Source organism: Thermogladius sp. 4427co (assembly GCF_051933805.1).
In the GTDB taxonomy this organism is placed as follows: domain Archaea; phylum Thermoproteota; class Thermoprotei_A; order Sulfolobales; family Desulfurococcaceae; genus Thermogladius.
This window is the reverse complement of record NZ_CP196893.1, coordinates 289,253-308,318: the sequence shown is the minus strand read 5'-3', so window position 1 is coordinate 308,318 and position 19,066 is coordinate 289,253. Positions and strand designations below refer to the sequence as shown.

Here is a 19,066-nt window from a genome sequence, read left to right as displayed (position 1 = left end):
AAAATAATTTAATGGATACTAGCATCCCTGCAAGTAGTGGTGTTATAGATGCCATTGCACAGGATCTTTATTGCGGTAGAGATACTGGATCGAAGCGTAATAGAGAAGTTGTCTAGGGTTATAAAAGACATAGTGTCAACCGGGGCTGATGTGAAACCTGTTGAAGAAGAGAACCTCCATATTACCATAAGGTTTATCGGCGAGGTTGAAGAAAGGATTGTAGCGCAAGTATGTGAAATTCTCAAACAAATCAAGCACACCCCTTTCCAGATACACATAAGCGGTCTAGGGGCTTTCCCGAATATTGAGAAACCTAGGGTTATATGGGCGGGAGTATTAGAAGGGTCTAGGGAACTAACCGCAATCCACGACTCAGTAGAGAAGGAGTTGAGGAAGATTGGTATCCCGCCAGATAGGGAGGAATTTGTACCACATTTAACGCTAGCAAGGGTGAAGAGTGGCCGGGGGTTGAATACGTTAGTTAAGTTCATTAAATTAGCGCAGAACATAGATTTCGGTTTGGTAGCAGTAGATAAGGTTGTTCTTAAAGAAAGCTTTCTTACTCCGAGAGGCCCTATATACAAAAACCTATGCGAGGTAAGGCTGGGTTAGTGTCTGGGGCAGATATTATTCTTAGAGAGGTTTTAGAAGAGATTACGCCGACACCTGAAGAAAGAGCATACCTATTCAGTGTTTACGAGAAGATAAAGAGGGTTCTAGAGAACTATCTCAGGTCGAGCGGTGTCGAAGCCGAGGTAACGCTCCAGGGTAGTGTAGCACACGATACATGGTTGAAAGGAGACAGGGATTTAGACATATTCGTGCTCTTCCCCGAGAGCACGGATATAGATTACCTAAAGAAGAAGGGTTTTGAACTATTATTGGAAGCAGCTAGAGAGATAGGTAAGGTCGAAGTAAAGTATGCCGAACACCCGTACGTACACCTGGTTGTAGGAGATGTCGAAGCAGATATCGTACCCGCATACAAATTATCAAGCCCGGAAAGAATAAAGACTGCTGTCGACAGGACACCATTCCACACTAGGTATGTTGTAGAGCATTTGAAGGAGGGCTTGAATAATGATGTCAGGCTATTGAAGAAGTTCATGAAATCTATTAACGTCTACGGGGCGGAGGTGAAGACGAGAGGTTTCTCAGGTTACGCTGTTGAGCTACTGGTGATAGCATATAGGGGTTTTATGAATACATTGGAAGCTGTATCCCGCTGGAGCATCCCGGTTCTAGTAAATACTATAGGCGACGAGAAAGAATTCGATAGAATAATCAAATTTTTGAAGAAGAAGTACCCGGATAGTGTTATATATATGCCTGATCCAGTCGACTACTATAGGAATGTTACAGCTTCTGTAAGTCTCGAGAAATTGATGAAATTCATACTAGCAGCTAGGTGCTTCCTTAGAAAGCCCAGTAGATCGTTCTTTTCAACCTTTGACGAAAAAGCTCAGAACGAGAGTAGAATCATTGAATTAATAGATAAGAGGTGTATTGTAGCAATTGAAATAGAAGCAAGCGAAAACCTGCCTCCAGAAGTAATATGGGGTGAAGCAGACCGGATTAGAGATAGGTGTGTAAAGTTTCTCAACAATCATGATTTCAAGGTCTACAATTCTATGGCGTGGACGGATGAAAAAAAGAAAGCAGTAATTTTAATAGAGCTAGAGGATTGCCAGAGGCCAGTATTCAAACTATACGAAGGGCCATCCGTACTAGAATTTGAGAGAGCGTTGGATTTCGTAAGCAAACATATTGGGAAATCGGTGAAAATATGGGTTGATAGAAAAGGGAGGCTGGTATCAATATCTCAGAGGAAATATAGGGAGGTACTAGAACTTCTAAACCTGAAGCCTGAGGAATACCTTGTTTCTCCTCATTTCAGAGGGTGTAAGCCGGTAGTCTACAGGGTAACAAGTAGTCTGGTTAAAAATAGTCTGCCGCCTTACCTGAGGGAGTTTATTAGAAGGGTTGATAATTGGCTCCTAGAGTGCATAGCCTGAGCAATATAGACGATTACCTGAAGAGGGTTCTATGCTACCCTAGAGATTATTGTAGCGAGTTAGAATACAGGGTAAGCAAGCTTTTAAAAGCCGGTATTTCAAACATAGTTGAAGAAGGAGAGGATGTTCTAGGTCTAAAACTCCTAGGTAAAGGCTACTCCTCTATAGTCGTTTTAGCAGAACACCCTCGTATCGGATTCGGTGCTTTAAAGATCAGGAGAATCGATAGTAGGAGGGCTAGTCTAATTAGTGAAGCAGCTTTTTTAAACGAGACGAGTAGACTAGGCTGCTCACCCCAAGTCTACTATTTTGACGACGACTTCATATTCATGGAATATCTCGACCCATCTACTTGCAGGCCGTTGGACGAGGTAGTTGAGAAGGTATTACGCGATAGGGATTACGAGGGGCTTAGAAAGGTGTTGATGGAAGTATTTAGAGCATTGTTTACCCTAGATTCAAACAAGTTATTCCACAGAGAACTAAATAGGCCGGGGGATCATATCTTAATATGCGGAGACAGAGTAAAGGTTATAGACTGGGAGTCTGCAAGCAGGCATGGAAAAGCATCCAATATTCCTCAAATGGCTTCATACCTATTGTTTAGGTCGGATTATTCAGGTCAGCTCAAGACGATACTAGGTACGAGGGTAGAATGTGTTATTGAAAGCTTGAAAGCATATAAGAATGATCCTTCAATAAAAAACTTTGAATCCTTCATAAACTGCTTTGGGCTTGGATTCCGGAAGGTTGTATAACAGGTTTAAGCACGTATTGTAGCCTGGGCTCTCTTACCTTAGGTTGGATTATTATGTCCTTTATACCAGGTAGCTTAAGCTCGTTGTGACAGTTAGGGCATATGCCTCCATATAGATTGTACACTTCCTGTGGAGAGGGGATACCATAGTAGTCTTGGCCTACGAACCTGAATTCGAATAGGACTGTACCGCAATAGCTACACACGTATTTAACAGGCATTGGAACACCAGAGTATTGCTCTGGTAATACAATTGTATAAGGGGTAGCCCTGTAAGATGTTTCCGTAACCAAATAAACCTGGCTCGAGCAAGCATTTATTGTAATAAATTGATTTTTAAAATGATTATTTAATGTAATAAGAGCCAATAAATTAAAAGCTTTAATACGTGGGCGATAGTATTAATTAGAAATAGCATATTAAACCGTTTCAGAGTATTAGACTCATGTAGTCTCTTGCTACAATCGATTTCTTAAAGTATCTGTAGGCTTCTAGTAGCAGGGGCGTTTCATCACTAAACCTAGAACTTATATGGGTTAAAACAAGAAGATTTACATTGCTTTTTAAAGCTATTAAAGCAGCATCCCTTGCGGTCGAATGACCTTGTTCACGCGCTTCTTTTTCGAATTCGCTAGTGAAAGTTGCCTCGTGCACTAATATAGTAGCGTTTTTCGAATACTCTACAGTAGTATCGCAGGCTGCCGTATCGCCTGTATAGCTAATAGTCTTATTCCCTACTCTGATTAGGTAACCGTATGATTTTACAGTGTGACAGACAGGGTAGCTCTGAACAGTTATTAGATTATCCTGGAAGATTTCTGCTTCTTCAGTATCTAGTACAGTAATAGGGAAGCCGAGCTTGCCAATATATCCCTCGAGTATCCTCTCGATGAATACAGTTAGGTCTTTGGGAGCTATAATTTTCAGCTCTCTTCTCCTATCCGATAGATTCATTGTTTGTAAAAGTCCGAATAGGCCTAGGAAATGGTCCCCGTGGCTATGGGTTATAAAGATGGCTTCGACCTTCAACGGGCTTAGACCCATCTTGAACATTCTCTGCTGGCATCCTTCGCCAATATCGAAGATATAGATATTCGAATTAACCTTAAGGCTTATGCAGGGGAGCCCCCTGTATATAGGTATAGCCGCGCCTGTCCCGAGGAATACGAGACGAGCGTTCATAAGGGTTCAACCACGTATATCAGCCTCCCCAGGTCGCTGTGAACATAAGTGTAGAATTTGTCTTTAATAAGCCCGCCTGTTCTCGTAATAGTATCGTCTATATCTAGCTCGAGGCTTGAAGGAGCCATGAAAACAATCCTCCCGCCTCTCCTAGACAAACCTTCATACGCATTTACGAGAAAGCTCTCTACCAGGTCCAGTGGCCTCAAACCTTTCGTGCTCGCACCCCGGCCATAAGGAGGGTCTGTCACTACAGCATCTATATTAGTGTATTCCAGCTTCGTTGAATCCGAGAGGACTGGGATTGAAGGATACTTGTTGTAGTTAAGATTTTTCGCAAAACCATTTATCAAACTCCAGTCTATGTCTACACCTATACCCAGTATCCCCATTGAAAACGCTTCTAGTATGATCGTACCAGTTCCAACGAATGGGTCGAGTATCACATCTCCTTCCTTCACACCCGATAGATTTATTAGGGTTCTTGCAAGCCTAGGTGTGATCGCTATACTTCTATCGAATACTTTAAGATATGGCGTCTTCGACTTGTGTTTATATAGGGGCGTACCAGTAATAACCCAGTTCCCGGATATTATGACCCTACCAATCTTCCCAGAAGGTTTCCTAACCATCTCTAGTAAACTCCTCAGACTTCCTGCTCTCGCTTCATCCCATAACCCTCTGAAGACTGTCAGGTAGAGTTTGCTATACGGGTTATCGAGAGAACCCAGCTCTTTAACTAAACGGCTTAAATCATCATATTCTTCCAGCTTCTCGAATAAATCGACTTCACCAACTTCTCTAACATTAGCAGCTCTTTCCGAGATCTTAATCCAGGCACGCTCATCTGTGTGTTTCACAATGCATACCATTATATTGCATTCAATGCTATGGCCTCTATCATAAGTATTAAGCAGGGTTTTTAATTCGCCTTCTGACAGGCTCTCGTTCTCGCCTGATAAAATGTAATATATGTATTTGTCCATTATTTTTGTGTAACCTCTTCTATAACATCCTTCAGCTTATCTATTATATCAACGTATTCTATAATAGGGTCGTTATATTTCACTCCGAGAGTATCCGCTAGAATTATTTTATCGACTCCAGCACTACGTATTTTATCAATAGCGCCTTTAACCATTAACCCGTGTGATGCTGCCACGACAACTCTTCTAGCTCCAAGCCTGGCTAGGAATCTGACAGCTTCGGCAATAGTCCCTCCAGTGCTTATGATATCGTCTATGATTATAATATCTCTGCCTTCAATACTAAGAGCCCTAGGCTTTATACTGACATTCCCTGTTACCCTATCCCGTTCTTTGATCAAGTAGTCGAACTCTAACCCATGGGTATTAGCGCCGTATCTAGCTCTCTCAAAAGCTCCTTTGTCGGGGGCTATTATAACCGGGTTTGATACGTATTTTAACGCGGCATTTACAAGCACGTCTGAAACTAATACGTTAGTCCACCGCCTATCTTTTAACACCTCGGGGTTATGGACGTCTACAGTAATCCCTTTCTCGATCCCCTCCGACAAAATATTTATAATAACATTTGCCGAAACCGGCTCGCCTTCTAGGAATACCTTGTCCTGCCTCATATAAGGTAGGTAAGGCACTACAAGGATGATCCTCCTGCCCCCCATATTCAAGACAGCATCTTTAATTAAAACTGTTTCTATCAGCGAGCTATTTTGGTCGGGGTACATGGTGTTAGCTATCAGAATAGTGTCTTCCCTGATGTTAGAGCCCGTACTCTTGATTCTAACGTATATCTCTCCGTCTGGGAAGATCTTTTTCTCAACATCTAATATTTTGGCTGAAAGCTTCTTAGCTAGTTCTAGAGCATGGGTTCTGAAATTAGAGCCTGGTACTATGAGCATTTAATCCCGTGATTCTAATTCATATATGAAAGTAGTATTTAAGAGTATTGTCAGGTTTATGAGGGTTTTAACTCCATAGCCTTAAACTAAGGTGTTTGTTTGGAGGTATTGGAGAGACCTGGCGTAAGAGAAGCTATGTTCTACGAGAGATTAGACGGCGGCAAGGTTAGGTGTAATCTCTGTCATAAGAGATGCATTATCGTACCAGGCGCATATGGTGCTTGCGGTGTTAGATTTAATCAGGATGGGAGACTGTATACGCTTGTCTACGGCCTTCTAACAGCTGCTAATGCGGATCCTATCGAGAAGAAGCCTCTAATGCATTTCAATCCAGGCTCATGCGTATTCTCGATCTCAACTGTCGGATGCAATTTCTATTGTAAATTCTGCCAGAACTGGGTTCTAAGCTGGAGTAGGAGGGATAGGGTGTATGGAGAGCCATATGAGCCGGAGGAAGTCGTCGAGGAGGCTATTAGGCTGGGGTGCCAGGGTATAAGCTATACCTACAATGAGCCAACGGTTTTCTACGAGTTCATGTACGATACGGCTAGGCTAGCTAAGAAACGCGGCCTCTTCAATACAATGGTTACAAACGGCTATATGACTGAGGAAGCTATTAGGGAGATCGGGCCTTACATAGACGCAGCTACAGTTGATTTCAAAGGAGGGGGTAATGTCGAATTCTATAGGAGGTTCATGGGGGTACTTGATCCAACTCCTATATATTCGTCGATACTAGAAATGAAGAAGCAGGGCTGGTGGATCGAGATTACAAACCTAGTAGTCCCTGTCTACGGGGATAAGGAGGAGGATATCGTCAAACTAAGTAAGTGGATAGTAGAAAACCTGGGGCCTGAGACGCCATTCCACTTGCTTAGATTCCACCCCGATTTCCAGTTGAGGGATCTCCCTCCAACCCCTGTTAAAACTCTTGAGAAACTAGCTAAGGTAGCTAGGGAGCAGGGCTTGAAACACGTTTACATCGGGAATGTATGGGGTCACCCCTTAGAAAACACTTACTGCCCGAACTGCGGTAGACTGGTTGTAGAAAGAGAAGGCTTCTTCGTTAGGAAATGGGATTTGAAAGAAGATTTCAAATGCCCATCCTGTGGTTACAGGCTCAATTTCAGAGGGAGGTTCTGGGGCCCTTATAGCTCCAGGTACTATATCTGGTAGGTTGGTCTCTTTGCCGTATTATATCGTAGTAATAGGGACTGCTGGGAGCGGTAAGACAACGCTAGCCGGCAATCTTAAAAACTATCTGGAGAGCCACCAGCTCGATGCAGCTATTATAAATCTAGACCCTGCTGTGGAGAAACTATCGTACGACCCCGATGTAGATGTAAGGGAGTATGTTGATATAGAAGAGGTTATCGAGAAAACAGGCCTGGGACCGAACGGGGCCTTGATAGCATCTATGGATTTACTCGCTCTAAGAATATCCGATATAAAAAACGAGATAGAAAGCTTACGCCCAAACTACTTTATAATCGACACCCCGGGTCAGATGGAGTTATTCGCATTCAGAGAAACAGGCCCTATAATCCTGAATTCTATAATAGGCGATTACAAGAGAGTTGCCTTATTCCTTATAGACGGGTTGCTCTCCGTTAACCCTAACAATCTCCTATCATCACTATTTCTATCGGCATCGATACATGCGAGATTATCCTACCCCCAGATAAATGTTATAACAAAAATTGATCTAATACCTGATGAAGACCTAGATAAGATACTAAACTACCTGGAAAATCCTTTGGAGTTCTCGGAGTCTATATCAGCATCATCCTACCTGGTATGGGGCAGGGAGGAGATAGATGTATTAATCGAGAAACTTACGATATTCGATACAGTCCCTGTTTCAAACGTTAGCAACGAAGGATTTGACCAGCTGTATGCTTACATACAAAGGATCTTAGCTGGTGGCGAAGACTACTACACTGAGGAGCCGAACCCCGTGCTTTAAATTATTTTTAGGCAAATCTACATAATATGCTCCACGGTGCTTGCTGAATGCTGGACGTATTCTTCAATCCTTCGAGTATAGCTGTTGTCGGCGCAACACCTAAAGAAGGGAAGGTTGGGAGGGTTATACTAGAGAATTTGAAATCTAAATACAAAGGAATGATCTACCCCGTGAATCCCCATTACCAAGAGATACTTGGCTTGAAAACATACTCGAACCTTCAGGAGATACCTGGTAGAGTAGACCTCGCAGTAATAGCTACACCTGCTAGAACAGTACCCCAGATAATAGAAGATGCCGGTTTGAAAGGTGTTAGAGGCGTTATTATTATAAGCGGGGGTTTCAGAGAGACTGGTACACAGGAGGGTTTAGCGTTAGAAGAAGAGGTAAAGAAGCTTGCAAGCAGATACGGTATTAGAATAATAGGTCCAAACTGTCTGGGAGTTCTCGATAACTGGAGCGGTGTCGACACGTTCTTTCTCCCCGAGGACAAAATGAAAAGGCCTCCTAAAGGCAATGTGAGTATTATAAGCCAGAGCGGTGCATTCGCTTCAGCCCTACTAGACTGGATGTCGATACATGGTTATGGGGTCTCTAAAGTAGTTAGTTTCGGTAATAAAGTGGATGTAGACGAGGTCGAATTACTAGAGTACTTGTCAACGGATCCAACAACTAATGTTGTATTCGTGTACCTCGAGGGGGTTAGGGAAGGGCGTGGGAGAGACTTCGTTAGAATCGCTAAGAGAGTCTCAGAGGTTAAACCAGTGGTCGTGTATAAAGCAGGAAAGACAAGTAGAGGCGGAGTGGCTGCTTCAAGCCATACTGCTGCTCTGGCAGGAAATTACGAAGTCTACAAAAGCGTCTTTAGACAAACAGGGATAATTGAAGCAGAGAGCTTTGATGAAATAATGGATTTAGTCAAGGTGTTATCGACTCAGCCTCTGCTGAAAGGTAGAAGAGTCTATATTATAACAGATGCCGGCGGTGTAGGAGTTATGTTAACAGATGCTATAGAGTTAAACGGGTTGGAAGTACCCGAGACTCCTCCTGACCTAAAGGAGAAGCTGAAAAGGATACTACCGCCACATTGTATACTAGGCAACCCGATAGACTTAACCGGGGACGCTGATGATGAGAGGTTTATCAAAGTCCTAGAAGAAGTCCTGCCCCGTAGTGATGTAGACGCTGTTGTTATCGTAGCACTACCTCAGATACCTGGTTTGAGAGGGGAGTTATTCGAATATATTGCTAAAGCCAGGAAATACGGGAAGCCGGTTCTCGTAGTTATTATCGGAGGCGAGATCGCTTCTAAGTATAAGAAGATGCTTGAAGAACAAGGAGTTCCAGTTTTTGAATCCCCGGAGAGGTTAGCGAAGGCTTTGAGAGCTTTATATATTTATTCACTTATTAGATTCCAAAGGGGGCACTAATGAATCCGAGGAAGATACTTGACAAGGCTATCACGGAAGGTAGGGGTAAGCTACTAGAGCACGAAGCCCTCCAGCTGATGGAAGCCTACGGGATAAAGGTTGCTGAATACGGTTTTGCAAGCAAGCCCGAGGAAGCCGGCGAAATTTCTGAGAAGATAGGCTATCCTGTAGTAGTAAAAGTAGTGTCCCCGGATATAAGCCATAAAACAGATGTAGGGGGTGTCCTGCTAGGTTTAAGCAGTAAGAATGATGTTGTAAAGGGTTGTGAGACGATCATTGAAAACGTGAAAGCAAGACAGCCAGGGGCCAAGATAGTAGGGTTCCTTGTCCAGAAGATGATGCCTAAAGGTTTAGAAGTAATAGTCGGTTCAACTAGAGACCAAGTATTTGGCTCTGTGATAATGTTCGGTCTGGGAGGAGTTTTCGTCGAGGTATTACGTGATGTAACTTTCAGGGTTGCACCAGTCTCTTTCGAGGACGCATTAGAAATGATAGATGAGATAAAGGCGAGGAGACTGCTCGAAGGGTACAGGGGTCAGCCGCCTGTTGATAAAAAAGCGATCGCAAATATTATTGTATCTCTTTCAAACCTCATGGAGGAAAACCCTGAAGTCTACTCTGTAGATTTAAACCCGATTATAGCATACAGTGATAAAGCGATAGCAGTCGACGCTAGAGTAATACTAGCTCCAAGATAAGAGTGGTTGGATTGGAAGACGATAAAGCTTCATACGATATGCTACAGCCTCTATTAAACGAAGTATCAAACCTTAGAAGTGAGATATCGGAACTAAAAGAGAGACGCGCCCAGTTAATTAACGAGCTAAAAGACCTAAGAGCTAAACGTAGAGGGCTTGTAGAAGAATTACGTAACCTAAAGAATAATCTGAGGCAGGAGCGCGAGAAATTCAAAGCTTTGAAAGAAGAGAGGAATAAGCTTCTTAACAATTTGAGAACTGCTCGGGAGGAATATAGTACTCTACTAGAGTTGGCTAGGGATAAGAAGATTGAAGTAGAGAATTTGAGTAGAGAGGTTAAAATGCCTATCAGCGCGATCAGAGAGGAGATCAATAGGCTTGAGTGGGAGATCCAGACAAAGGTTTTAACACTAGAGCAGGAGAACGAGTTAATAAACAAAATAAAGAGATATGAGAAGCTCCTGGAGAAAGCTCTCAAAGCTGCTAACGGTAGGAATGAATACCTCGAGTTAAAAGCTACACTAGCAAGCCTCAGGCTCCAAATATCTGATCTCAGGAAGAAGATTAGCAATATATCGGAAAACATGAAAAAGATCGGGGATAATATTGCTAGGATAAAACAGGAGATAAGTGCTAGGGTGGCTCTTATCTCCGAACTTACTAACCAGATAAATGAGAAACAGAAGAATCTAGATGCTTTAATAAACGAGCTGAAGTCGAAATCGGCGAGATTAGAAGAGCTTAGGAACGAATATAATAAGCGGGTTCAAGAATTGAAGAAACAGAAAATTGCAAAGATCATTGAAGAAAAGAAGAAGCGTGTTGAGGAAAAGATCAAATCCGGTGAGAAAAGGCTTACCCTAGAAGATATAAAACTATTATATGGGTCTTCGGAAGACCTAGTAGACGAATAATAAATTTACCTCCCGAAACGTCTCTCCCTAAGCTGGTAGCTTCTAATAGCCCTCCAGAAATCGATTTTCCTAAACTCGGGCCAGTATGCATCGCAGAAGTAGAGTTCGCTGTATGCCGACTGCCATAGGAGGAAATTGCTTATCCTTACCTCGCCACTAGTTCTAATAATAAGATCCGGGTCTGGTACATTACTAGTCATGAGATACTTCCTGAAGACTTCTTCGTTCAAATCCTCTTTCCTTATGGCTCCTCTCTCGTAATCTTCTATCACCTTCTTGATCGCTTCAATAATCTCATACCTCCCTCCGTAGCAGACAGCTATAGTTAAAACCTTCTCGTTGTAAATACTGCTTTTTTCTTCAACCTTACGTATTTCGTCGATAACTTCTCCCGGAAGGAAACTTAGGTCGCCGATTATTTTAACTCTAATCTTCCTCTTATCGATCTCCCCTGACTCCAAGAGCTCTCTTATACCTTTTCTTAAAATAGAGATTAAATGGTAGAATTCTTCCCTATCCCTGTATTTACAGTTCTCGGTACTCATAGCATAGACTGTTACATATTTTACTCCTAGCTCCCACACCCAGTTAAGGACTTCTTTAAGCCTCTCGTAACCTGTCTCATGACCGACCAACGGGTTTAAACCGCGTTCTCTAGCCCACCTCCTATTCCCGTCAGGTATAATGCCAATGTGCTGAGGGAAAGGGCCGTTTTTAATTTGTAACCACAACCATCTCTCGTATATTTCCTCTAAAACCTTCTTCTCAATGCTACGGGCTACTTTAACAAATAAATTCTCGAATCTGGTTCTCGTATCCCTGATCTGCTTAACTAGCAATCCCGAACCCTTTTGCAATATGTTTGATTAGTGTAAGAAGTTTATAAGCCAGTTTCAGACTATGGTTTTGAAGGTGTCTATCTTGTCTTACTACCAAGGCAATGATTTCAAGAAGATTACAGGTGGGAAAAAAGGTAGGCGCCGTGACAAGAGGAAGTACGAGCTAGGGAGTCCTCCGACAAATACCGTTTTATCCAGCGAAGAACAACGGAGTATAGACAGGGTATTCGGCGGAAATATTAAAGTGAGGCTAAAGAAGGTTTCTTATATAAACGTGTATATCCCCGGTGAGAAGAAAACCAGGAAGGTCAAGATAATAGACGTTGAATCAACACCGTCTAACCCCCAGCTGGCTAGGTCTAAGATAATAGTGAAAGGAACTATAGTTAAGACCGAGATAGGATTGGTTAAAGTTACCTCGAGGCCTGGTCAAGACGGTGTTTTAAACGGCGTTCTACTAGAACGGAAATAACCACATATACGGTGTGTTTTTGAGCAGGGATTTCATAAAGGAGAAAATAGTTATTTACCCGATCTATATCGACTGCTCCTATACGAGGAGACTGGGTAGAAGGCTCCCGAGAAACCTCTGTGTCTCTAACCCAACTATCGAAGAAATAACTGAGGCTGCTAAAAAGCTGGGTTTAAACCCCGAGGTAGAACCGGGTAAGAGATATCCTAGAATGTGGAGGAGGATGGGGAGGGTGATCGTCGATAAAAAAGCTCCCAAGACTAAGATACTAAGAATGATCGCTCAAGAGATTAAGAAGATGAGATCATAATCTTAGAAAAAATTTTGTATAGTGAAAAAGTCTTCTAGCGTAAAATAACATAGATATGCCTTTTCCCCTTATAATTATTTACAATAATAATTTGGAAATCGTATTATTGCTGTTTTAAAAAGAATGTTGGAAGAAACAATATAATACGGCTTAATAGGCTCGTCATAGCTATTATAGTCTAATCGTTTAAAACCCTGGACGTAGAGGTATTACCAGCAGGGGATTATTTATTGAAGAAGCTTGGGATTATAGAAGTCATAGGCAGGGAAGGATTTCTAGTAATTAAGCCTTCTATAGGCGTTAGAGAAGATCTTATAGGTAGCCGCGTCTATGATTCAAACCTTAGGCGTTTAGGTAAAATAGTAGATATAATTGGTAGAGTTGAAGACCCTAGGATCATAGTTAAGCTAGAATCTAAAGACCTGGCGGCGACGATTAGAGACTACCTTGTATACTACGAGCATGTTAGAAAAGAAAGGTCGAAAGGAAGGTGAGTATGAGATATGGTAAAATTAGACAGCACCGTCCTAACCTGCCCTGTCTGCGGTAGCAGGTCTATCATATTTGACCCTTCTATAAACGCGTACGTTTGCCCTGTCTGCGGGACGGTTCTAGATGATAAACCGGTTGATTACGGTATAGAAACTATTGCCAAGGATAATAGCGTGCCTAGAGTAAGCGGCTCTTTCACTCACAGGGTTCACGACCAAGGGATCGGGGGTACAGAGATAACGGGGAGGGTTATAAAACACGTTAAAGAAGGTAGGAGCTGGGTTGCTAGGCAGAAGGATGTTAGAGTAGACAAAGATGAGAGGATTGTCGAGAAGGCTCTGAAACACCTGAACGAGTTGATCAAAATAGTTAAACCCCCATCGTCTGTATCTGAAACAGCTGCCGAGCTGTTAAGAGAAGCTGTTAAAAACAAGAATTACAAAGAGAAGACTCTCAGGAGGCTTGCTGTAGGCGCTTTATATATATCTTATAAAGTGCATGGGCATCCACGTCCGCTGAAACAGTTTGCAAGCGAGCTAGGAGTCGAACCACAAGAGATATGGGATGCTATAAAACTGATAAGTGAAGAGGTAAAGGATCTAAATAAAAAATTGAATAAGCAAGACCCTCAGACTATAATCTCTTATATTGTTAAAAAGGTAAACCTACCGCCCGAGACAGATGTGATAGCTAGTAAGATCGTTGACGAAATAAGTAGATACAACCTGGTTAGTGGTAAAGGATTATCAAGTCTCGCAGCCGCATCCGTCTATGTGGCTTCGATAATTACAGGTCATAGGAAAACCCAGATCGATATAGCTAAGAGCGTTGGGCTAACAGATGTAGCTATTAGGAATTCCTATAGTGAGATCGTTAAAAACCTGGATATTATAGTCCTTATGTAGATTAATCTTATTGTTTTTTAGTATCAAAATATAAAGCCTTCTAAATCGAAAATATATTGTCTGGAGTAACTTGAGTCCCGAGAAAGTTGACTACTGCAAGGATTGATCCTATGGACAGTTATTCTATAGACGAGAAGATACTGGAATTCCTTATTGAAAACGAAGGAAGAGACATTATTCAGAGCGAGATTAGTAAAACCCTTGGATTGAATAGTAAGGAAGTATCAAGGGTTATAAAGAAACTTGAAGACGAAGGTTTGATTCAGAGAGAGCCGCTGGTATACAAAGGTAGGAGGACGTATAGAATTATCGTCAATATCCATAATATAACAGAACAAGGTAAAACCAGTTTGTATGCTACTATAGTGAAGAGAAAGTTAGTTGAGAATATTGTCCAAGAAGTGGTTGAAATCCCTTGCGTATATTGCCCTTATATTAATAGGTGTTATGAAGGAGGATTTTACGATCCAACTAACTGCCAGTTTATAAACGAATGGTTTAAAACGAGGATTAAGCATCGCTGAACTACTTCACCGAGAAACTTAGTTGAAATCCTTATTGTAAAGTAGCTTTTCTAACTCCCTGATAGGCGCATTAGTTTTTATACCCCTAGGGTCGAGATGCGTCCTAGCCGCGATATAACCCAGGCTCCTGATTTTTTCTATAAGTGACGGAATTTTAGGCATATTCACCTTGTACTTTTTACACAGAAGGTCTAGCCTTACATAAGGTTCGTTAACTATTGATTCTTCCTTCATGTATCTGATATAATTGATGACATCCTTATTTTTCAACCAATCAGCTTTTCCTAATTTTTCTTCCAGTTTTGATACGAATTCTATAGATGCCACCGGGCATATCCAAACCGGTCCGATGAATAAGGGGGTTGAACCATCGCTGCATGAAACGCTTCCTGGCACATTCCTGGTGAAACCTCTCTCGAGCGTTTGGGGACAATACCATATAAACCCTTTGCATTCCGATAGCGTTTTCGAAGGATTCTTCCTTTCGACTACATAGAACATACGATAATAGTGGGATTTACTCAGGTATAGGATTGGTTTAATAGTGAGATTCTGCGAGGAAGCTCTCAAAGCGATATTATATGTCAAGAGCCTAATCCCGAGCTCATTTCCGAAATCTATGTTAGCGCACTCTATCCAGTATCTCTTCAGAGCCTTCTCTTTATGAACACAAGTCAGAGGACCTTTATCTGTTGCTGTAACACCTAGTAAAGCCGTCTTGCCTAGTGGTTTAATAGCGTTATCAATAAAAGGAATGGGGGAGCCGTAAGGATCTATATCCATATAGTCTACGAATAAGCCGGTGAATGTTAGGAGATTCGAAAGGGCGTTAGCCTCCATGTTTGCCGCTACAACCTTGTTCTCAACCCTGTTATAACGGATATTCTCCACGAGATATCCGTAGGCTCTAGGATCTACGTCGTTGACGATGCCTTGGCCACCTGTCTCTAGAGCTATTCTAATACCTCTAACACCTGTCCCTGCTAGAAGGTCTACGAAGTAAAAACTCTTGCCATCGAAGAAAGCTAGAAGGGCTAGAATGGTTATATCTCGCGAGAACCTGGCTTCAGGGTTGTAGAAAACAGGCATCCAAGCCGGTTCGACTACACCGTCTTCTCTAACGTACTTGGAAGGATTCGGTATATATATTTTTGCCAAGCCTTCTTCTACTATAATGCTTTCTTTAATAATCATTTACCTGCTCCTCGAACCTTCTTTAGGAGGTCTCCGGCAACTTTCTTAGGTAATTGATCCATGAGGATGTCTCTATTCTCTAGCGTAATAACAACTTTTTCAGAATTCTCAAGTAACCCTAGAATCTCAGGATCCGATAGCCTGTAGTGTACTACTGCGATAAGAGGTTTCCCTGTTTTCAACGCCTCTAATAGAAGTGGTTTGAAAACAGGGATTTTGAGCTCCATAGGACCGATCTCGTCAATCCCGATTACATCACTATTTAACACTACTCCTTTGTCTAAGGCTCTTCTAATAATCCTAGACGATTCATCGACTATAACACCGTAGGAGCCTACTCTTATGCTAGAGTAATAATCTTTCCGTGCTAGCCAGGCCCATTCACCGCTCGAGAGATCAATTATTTTAAATCCAACCCGCTGGCCACTACTATCCCGCTCCTCAAGTGTGATGATACCGGATACTTTCAAACCGTTCTCTTTTATACTCTGTATAATTTTATTGAAAAGAGTCGACTTACCGATGCCAGGCCTACCTGTAATCACTAAGGAATATTTCATTAAGCCCACTTACTCTCTCATAATCTCCATAATAATATCCTTAACCCTGACGATATCGTTCTTTCCACGTATGAATACCGGTATAGATCTTGTCATATTAGATATTTTGATCGCATTTTCTGTTTTACTATCACTTTCGTCACGATCTATTCCTTCTAAATTGATGATCGACACTGTTTTATCTTCTTTTACTATAGCCCCATCTATGGGAGCAGTCTTAAACTCGTAGTATCTTACTTCACTGGTTCCTAAAAATTCCTTTATCTCTTTCAAAACTCTATCTTCTACGGTATGTTCTTGCTCGTTGAACACGCTCTCTTTCATTAAGTCTATTTCTTCGAAAACATCTTCGCCCATGAGCCTAGCTATTCTCAAGGCTGTTTGAATAGATGTCATCGAGCGTCTGGTCTCGTACTGGTAGATGAGCTCTCTAGTTACCTGGAGCCTATTTGCCACTTCGCTTCTCGAGAGGCCGAGTTCGAGCCTTTTCTTAATGAATTTATTGCTATTTATTCTCAGGAGATACGAGCCTCTTACATTTATTATTATAGGCTTGTCTTTTTTCAGGAAATAGTTTTCGAGAAGGTTCTTGTTAACGACATACACTTTATTCCTCACGTAGACTACATCGTCTTCAATATTGTTCCTCCTGTATTTTTCAGCTACGATCAACGCAGATGCTCTATATGTAGAAGACATTTTCTTTAAATCCTCTAACTCTCTTCTGCTTAATCGCGAGGAATCGTGTGTAACTTTTAGAATTATCTTCTTATCCTGTGCTCTACCCACAATATCCACGCTTCTCTTATCTTCTGGGTACGTTATAGCCTCAACTGTAAAACCCGCTTTGCTAAGCAAGCTTAATACGTCTTCAAGTAATTCATCCAGGGTCTTATGCTTCATTGCTCACCCCGTGTATAGTGTATATAATCGTTTATCTCCTGAATCTAGCATATACCATGGCATGATCTTTATCGTATGGCTCGAGATGGACAACGTCTATGATCTCGAACCCTCTATTCTTAAGGGTCTCGATCTCTCTCTTATACACTTCGCTAGGTTCTTTCGTTACGTCAATACTCCTGGCTTTGATCGCAAGCAACAGGTAGCCGCCGTCTCTCAGGAAGAGGTCGGCATTATCTGCTACTACGGATGCCTGCTCGGGTTGCGCAATATCTGCGTATATACCGTCTACAATCTCTACGAGATGTCTGTAGAGGTGGGGTTTTCTAGCATCGGCTAGAATAGGATATAGGTTACGTCTTACATCGGCGAGTACTACAAACTCCCTCATTACTCTCGGCGCAAATTCTACACCGTATATCCTACCATTCAATCCTATAATATCCGAAATATGGCTTGCCGTAGTCCCAGTAGCAACCCCCAGGTATAGTATCTTGTGACCTTCTCTGATCGGTTGCTCGCTTAAACCATTAGCTAGTGCCCCAGCCAGCTTGCTCCTATACGTGTTCCATTCACGGTATTCGACCCCTTCGAATCTAAACAGCCTCTCACCGTATACTCTATAGCCTGGGATAAGGTTCTTCGTCGCAAGCCTAACGCTCCCATCGTCTAACTCGACAACGTATACACCATAGTATTTATCATGCGGTTTAACCGATACAACCTCGCTCATCTTGTTCACCTCTTCTCCCTCTCCCTTTTCCTACCTTTCTTCTCCGTCTTAGCTTCTTCGGGTTTCTTAGGCGGTGGTTTCGGATATAGTTTCTTTATTTCTTCTATCCTCTCTTCTAATTCCTTCACGAGCTTGTCGCCAATATACCTACCGCTATAGTAGTCTACCTTGGCAGCTATCGCCAGCTTAGCAGCTAGGGCTCTAGCGATCTTACCTCTCTGCCAGCGCGGGCTCTTGTGTATAGCAGGGTACTGGAATATTACTCCGTGCTTCGGAGGCTTCCCCCCGGTTCTCAAAGCCCTGAACAATGCTTTCTCAGCTCCTAATACTTGGATAGTGCTCGCTGGTAATTTAGCAAGTTCTTCTAAGCTACCGGCTAGGCTCAGTAGTCTCGCACCCAGCTTGCTTCCAACAATTGCTGTAATATTTGGCGCTACCTCTTTCATTACAGCATCTATATACCCTTCAAGAGTCTCCCTCAACTCGTACAAGTCTAAGATTACTCCAGCGAGTTTCCTAATGTATTCGATATCGAAATCGCTTAAGTCAGCTCCAATACTCTTCTTAGCTGCTTCAGTTATCTTGGTTACCATATCGCCGCCTAAACCAAGCTTCTTGAGTTTATCCGGGCTATAGTTCTCCCTATCACCGAGCTCGTAGACAAGTCTAGCATACAGCTCGTGGTCTTTAACCAACTCGTCTAGCTCCGGGAAGTGTATGCTATACCATTCTCTCAGCCTAGACACGTAGAGGTTGATCGTTTTATCGATATCGTCTATCGCCCTAATACTCTGTACAGCGAGCAAGTCTCTCTTTTGGGCCTCCTTCCTCAATTTCCTCCTAGTTAACTCCAGCGATATCTCGTGGAGCCTGTTGTAATATTCTTCCTCGGAGGCAACCAAGTTGTTTTCAACCGCTATCTTCGGGAGTTGCTCACGGAATCTAACTATAGGTAATGGTTTCGCCTCCAACCTAGGCGTGAGCTCGAGAGAGCTTGCTATTTTAGCATCATCCATATTCTCGACATAGACCTCCTTATACCCCATAGATTTCAGTTTATCCATGACCTCTCTAGCTTGCTGCGTCATCCTACCTTCTTCAATATCGAGTAAATAGTCGATTATCTCATCTGATTTAAACGGGGAGAAACTTGATGCTATGACGTGTCCTTCTTCATCTATAGCAAAAGCTCCTACAACGTTCTGTGTGAAATAAATATTCGCCATCGTTCCACCGTTTTTCAACACTATCTTTGTATAGGAACAGGCTTATATAAATACCCTTTAACAT

At 42.3% G+C, this 19,066-nt stretch carries 23 protein-coding genes; 13 read left to right on the top strand and 10 right to left on the bottom strand.

Going from position 1 to position 19,066, the window contains the following annotated elements; all coding sequences use genetic code 11:
* The first annotated feature begins 48 nt into the window (after positions 1–48).
* The 3 genes from thpR to ACSU1N_RS01600 are packed head-to-tail and all read left to right on the top strand — an operon-like array spanning position 49 to position 2,773.
* Positions 49–612 carry an RNA 2',3'-cyclic phosphodiesterase gene (gene thpR, locus ACSU1N_RS01610; protein ID WP_440059886.1) on the top strand — a complete coding sequence of 188 codons (564 nt, stop codon included), beginning with the start codon at positions 49–51 and terminating at the stop codon, positions 610–612.
* Positions 612–2,015 (top strand): CCA tRNA nucleotidyltransferase, encoded by a 1,404-nt coding sequence (cca, locus tag ACSU1N_RS01605; RefSeq protein WP_440059885.1) that lies wholly within the window; start codon positions 612–614, stop codon positions 2,013–2,015. Before thpR ends, cca begins: the two co-directional genes overlap by 1 nt.
* Positions 1,991–2,773: a serine/threonine protein kinase gene (locus ACSU1N_RS01600; RefSeq protein WP_440059884.1), complete on the top strand. Its 783-nt coding sequence runs from the start codon at positions 1,991–1,993 to the stop codon at positions 2,771–2,773. Before cca ends, ACSU1N_RS01600 begins: the two co-directional genes overlap by 25 nt.
* Here ACSU1N_RS01600 and ACSU1N_RS01595 read toward each other — a convergent pair.
* The 4 genes from ACSU1N_RS01595 to prs all read right to left on the bottom strand — a co-directional run bounded on the left by ACSU1N_RS01595 (position 2,733) and on the right by prs (position 5,836).
* On the bottom strand, positions 2,733–3,065 hold the full coding sequence (locus ACSU1N_RS01595) for a hypothetical protein (protein WP_440059883.1): 333 nt from the start codon (positions 3,063–3,065) through the stop codon (positions 2,733–2,735). The genes ACSU1N_RS01600 and ACSU1N_RS01595 overlap by 41 nt on opposite strands.
* 136 nt (positions 3,066–3,201) lie before the next feature.
* Positions 3,202–3,954: a ribonuclease Z gene (locus ACSU1N_RS01590; protein WP_440059882.1), complete on the bottom strand. Its 753-nt coding sequence runs from the start codon at positions 3,952–3,954 to the stop codon at positions 3,202–3,204.
* Entirely contained in the window at positions 3,951–4,940 is a 990-nt protein-coding gene (locus tag ACSU1N_RS01585; RefSeq protein ID WP_440059881.1) for a TRM11 family SAM-dependent methyltransferase, read from the bottom strand. Before ACSU1N_RS01585 ends, ACSU1N_RS01590 begins: the two co-directional genes overlap by 4 nt.
* On the bottom strand, positions 4,940–5,836 hold the full coding sequence (gene prs, locus ACSU1N_RS01580) for a ribose-phosphate diphosphokinase (RefSeq protein ID WP_440059880.1): 897 nt from the start codon (positions 5,834–5,836) through the stop codon (positions 4,940–4,942). The genes ACSU1N_RS01585 and prs overlap by 1 nt, the downstream gene beginning before the upstream one ends.
* Positions 5,837–5,971: 135 nt before the next feature.
* Here prs and amrS point away from each other — a divergent pair, with 135 nt between their 5' ends.
* From amrS to ACSU1N_RS01555, 5 genes are read left to right on the top strand one after another with little or no spacing between them, the layout of a single operon-like run.
* Positions 5,972–7,012 carry an AmmeMemoRadiSam system radical SAM enzyme gene (amrS, locus tag ACSU1N_RS01575; RefSeq protein ID WP_440060319.1) on the top strand — a complete coding sequence of 347 codons (1,041 nt, stop codon included), beginning with the start codon at positions 5,972–5,974 and terminating at the stop codon, positions 7,010–7,012.
* Between the two features lie 10 nt (positions 7,013–7,022).
* A complete protein-coding gene (locus ACSU1N_RS01570) occupies positions 7,023–7,802 on the top strand; it encodes an ATP/GTP-binding protein (RefSeq protein ID WP_440059879.1) in 780 nt (259 codons plus the stop codon).
* 47 nt (positions 7,803–7,849) lie between these two features.
* A complete protein-coding gene (locus ACSU1N_RS01565; RefSeq protein ID WP_440059878.1) occupies positions 7,850–9,232 on the top strand; it encodes an acetate--CoA ligase family protein in 1,383 nt (460 codons plus the stop codon).
* Positions 9,232–9,930 carry an acetate--CoA ligase family protein gene (locus tag ACSU1N_RS01560; RefSeq protein ID WP_440059877.1) on the top strand — a complete coding sequence of 233 codons (699 nt, stop codon included), beginning with the start codon at positions 9,232–9,234 and terminating at the stop codon, positions 9,928–9,930. Before ACSU1N_RS01565 ends, ACSU1N_RS01560 begins: the two co-directional genes overlap by 1 nt.
* Before the next feature lie 11 nt (positions 9,931–9,941).
* Positions 9,942–10,844, top strand: a complete 903-nt coding sequence (locus ACSU1N_RS01555) for a coiled-coil protein (RefSeq protein WP_440059876.1) — start codon at positions 9,942–9,944, stop codon at positions 10,842–10,844.
* A 5-nt stretch (positions 10,845–10,849) separates the two neighbouring features.
* On the opposite strand, the gene uppS is transcribed toward ACSU1N_RS01555, so the two are convergent.
* Complete coding sequence (gene uppS / locus ACSU1N_RS01550; protein ID WP_440060318.1) at positions 10,850–11,614, bottom strand: polyprenyl diphosphate synthase; 765 nt, start codon at positions 11,612–11,614, stop codon at positions 10,850–10,852.
* A gap of 151 nt (positions 11,615–11,765) precedes the next feature.
* Between uppS and ACSU1N_RS01545 the strand changes: the two genes are divergently transcribed.
* The 5 genes from ACSU1N_RS01545 (at position 11,766) to ACSU1N_RS01525 (ending at position 14,386) form a co-directional block, all read left to right on the top strand.
* On the top strand, positions 11,766–12,155 hold the full coding sequence (locus ACSU1N_RS01545; protein WP_440059875.1) for a 30S ribosomal protein S8e: 390 nt from the start codon (positions 11,766–11,768) through the stop codon (positions 12,153–12,155).
* A gap of 19 nt (positions 12,156–12,174) precedes the next feature.
* On the top strand, positions 12,175–12,465 hold the full coding sequence (locus ACSU1N_RS01540) for a signal recognition particle protein Srp19 (RefSeq protein ID WP_440059874.1): 291 nt from the start codon (positions 12,175–12,177) through the stop codon (positions 12,463–12,465).
* A gap of 230 nt (positions 12,466–12,695) precedes the next feature.
* Positions 12,696–12,959, top strand: coding sequence for an H/ACA ribonucleoprotein complex subunit GAR1 (locus ACSU1N_RS01535; RefSeq protein ID WP_440059873.1), 264 nt, complete (start codon positions 12,696–12,698; stop codon positions 12,957–12,959).
* 9 nt (positions 12,960–12,968) lie between these two features.
* Entirely contained in the window at positions 12,969–13,862 is an 894-nt protein-coding gene (locus ACSU1N_RS01530; protein WP_440059872.1) for a transcription initiation factor IIB, read from the top strand.
* A gap of 110 nt (positions 13,863–13,972) precedes the next feature.
* Positions 13,973–14,386 (top strand): MarR family transcriptional regulator, encoded by a 414-nt coding sequence (locus tag ACSU1N_RS01525; RefSeq protein ID WP_440059871.1) that lies wholly within the window; start codon positions 13,973–13,975, stop codon positions 14,384–14,386.
* 18 nt (positions 14,387–14,404) lie between these two features.
* On the opposite strand, the gene ACSU1N_RS01520 is transcribed toward ACSU1N_RS01525, so the two are convergent.
* From ACSU1N_RS01520 to ACSU1N_RS01500, 5 genes are read right to left on the bottom strand one after another with little or no spacing between them, the layout of a single operon-like run.
* Positions 14,405–15,580: a N2,N2-dimethylguanosine tRNA methyltransferase gene (locus ACSU1N_RS01520; protein WP_440059870.1), complete on the bottom strand. Its 1,176-nt coding sequence runs from the start codon at positions 15,578–15,580 to the stop codon at positions 14,405–14,407.
* Positions 15,577–16,140 (bottom strand): NTPase, encoded by a 564-nt coding sequence (locus ACSU1N_RS01515; RefSeq protein WP_440059869.1) that lies wholly within the window; start codon positions 16,138–16,140, stop codon positions 15,577–15,579. The genes ACSU1N_RS01520 and ACSU1N_RS01515 overlap by 4 nt, the downstream gene beginning before the upstream one ends.
* A gap of 9 nt (positions 16,141–16,149) precedes the next feature.
* The gene (locus ACSU1N_RS01510; RefSeq protein WP_440059868.1) at positions 16,150–17,043 is read right to left on the bottom strand and encodes a helix-turn-helix domain-containing protein; all 894 of its coding nucleotides are present in this window, start codon (positions 17,041–17,043) and stop codon (positions 16,150–16,152) included.
* Positions 17,044–17,074: 31 nt separating this feature from the next.
* Positions 17,075–17,776, bottom strand: coding sequence for a fibrillarin-like rRNA/tRNA 2'-O-methyltransferase (locus ACSU1N_RS01505; protein WP_440059867.1), 702 nt, complete (start codon positions 17,774–17,776; stop codon positions 17,075–17,077).
* 5 nt (positions 17,777–17,781) lie between these two features.
* On the bottom strand, positions 17,782–19,002 hold the full coding sequence (locus ACSU1N_RS01500) for a C/D box methylation guide ribonucleoprotein complex aNOP56 subunit (protein WP_440059866.1): 1,221 nt from the start codon (positions 19,000–19,002) through the stop codon (positions 17,782–17,784).
* Positions 19,003–19,066 lie beyond the last annotated feature (64 nt).

Coding starts and splice junctions, on each gene's coding strand:
- amrS (WP_440060319.1), top strand. CDS start 5,972: ATGTTCTACGAGAGATTAGACGGCGGCAAGGTTAGGTGTAATCTCTGT.
- ACSU1N_RS01525 (WP_440059871.1), top strand. CDS start 13,973: ATGGACAGTTATTCTATAGACGAGAAGATACTGGAATTCCTTATTGAA.
- ACSU1N_RS01510 (WP_440059868.1), bottom strand. CDS start 17,043: ATGAAGCATAAGACCCTGGATGAATTACTTGAAGACGTATTAAGCTTG.
- ACSU1N_RS01590 (WP_440059882.1), bottom strand. CDS start 3,954: ATGAACGCTCGTCTCGTATTCCTCGGGACAGGCGCGGCTATACCTATA.
- prs (WP_440059880.1), bottom strand. CDS start 5,836: ATGCTCATAGTACCAGGCTCTAATTTCAGAACCCATGCTCTAGAACTA.
- ACSU1N_RS01520 (WP_440059870.1), bottom strand. CDS start 15,580: ATGATTATTAAAGAAAGCATTATAGTAGAAGAAGGCTTGGCAAAAATA.
- ACSU1N_RS01585 (WP_440059881.1), bottom strand. CDS start 4,940: ATGGACAAATACATATATTACATTTTATCAGGCGAGAACGAGAGCCTG.
- ACSU1N_RS01515 (WP_440059869.1), bottom strand. CDS start 16,140: ATGAAATATTCCTTAGTGATTACAGGTAGGCCTGGCATCGGTAAGTCG.
- ACSU1N_RS01565 (WP_440059878.1), top strand. CDS start 7,850: ATGCTGGACGTATTCTTCAATCCTTCGAGTATAGCTGTTGTCGGCGCA.
- ACSU1N_RS01530 (WP_440059872.1), top strand. CDS start 12,969: ATGGTAAAATTAGACAGCACCGTCCTAACCTGCCCTGTCTGCGGTAGC.
- thpR (WP_440059886.1), top strand. CDS start 49: ATGCCATTGCACAGGATCTTTATTGCGGTAGAGATACTGGATCGAAGC.
- ACSU1N_RS01505 (WP_440059867.1), bottom strand. CDS start 17,776: ATGAGCGAGGTTGTATCGGTTAAACCGCATGATAAATACTATGGTGTA.
- ACSU1N_RS01500 (WP_440059866.1), bottom strand. CDS start 19,002: ATGGCGAATATTTATTTCACACAGAACGTTGTAGGAGCTTTTGCTATA.
- ACSU1N_RS01560 (WP_440059877.1), top strand. CDS start 9,232: ATGAATCCGAGGAAGATACTTGACAAGGCTATCACGGAAGGTAGGGGT.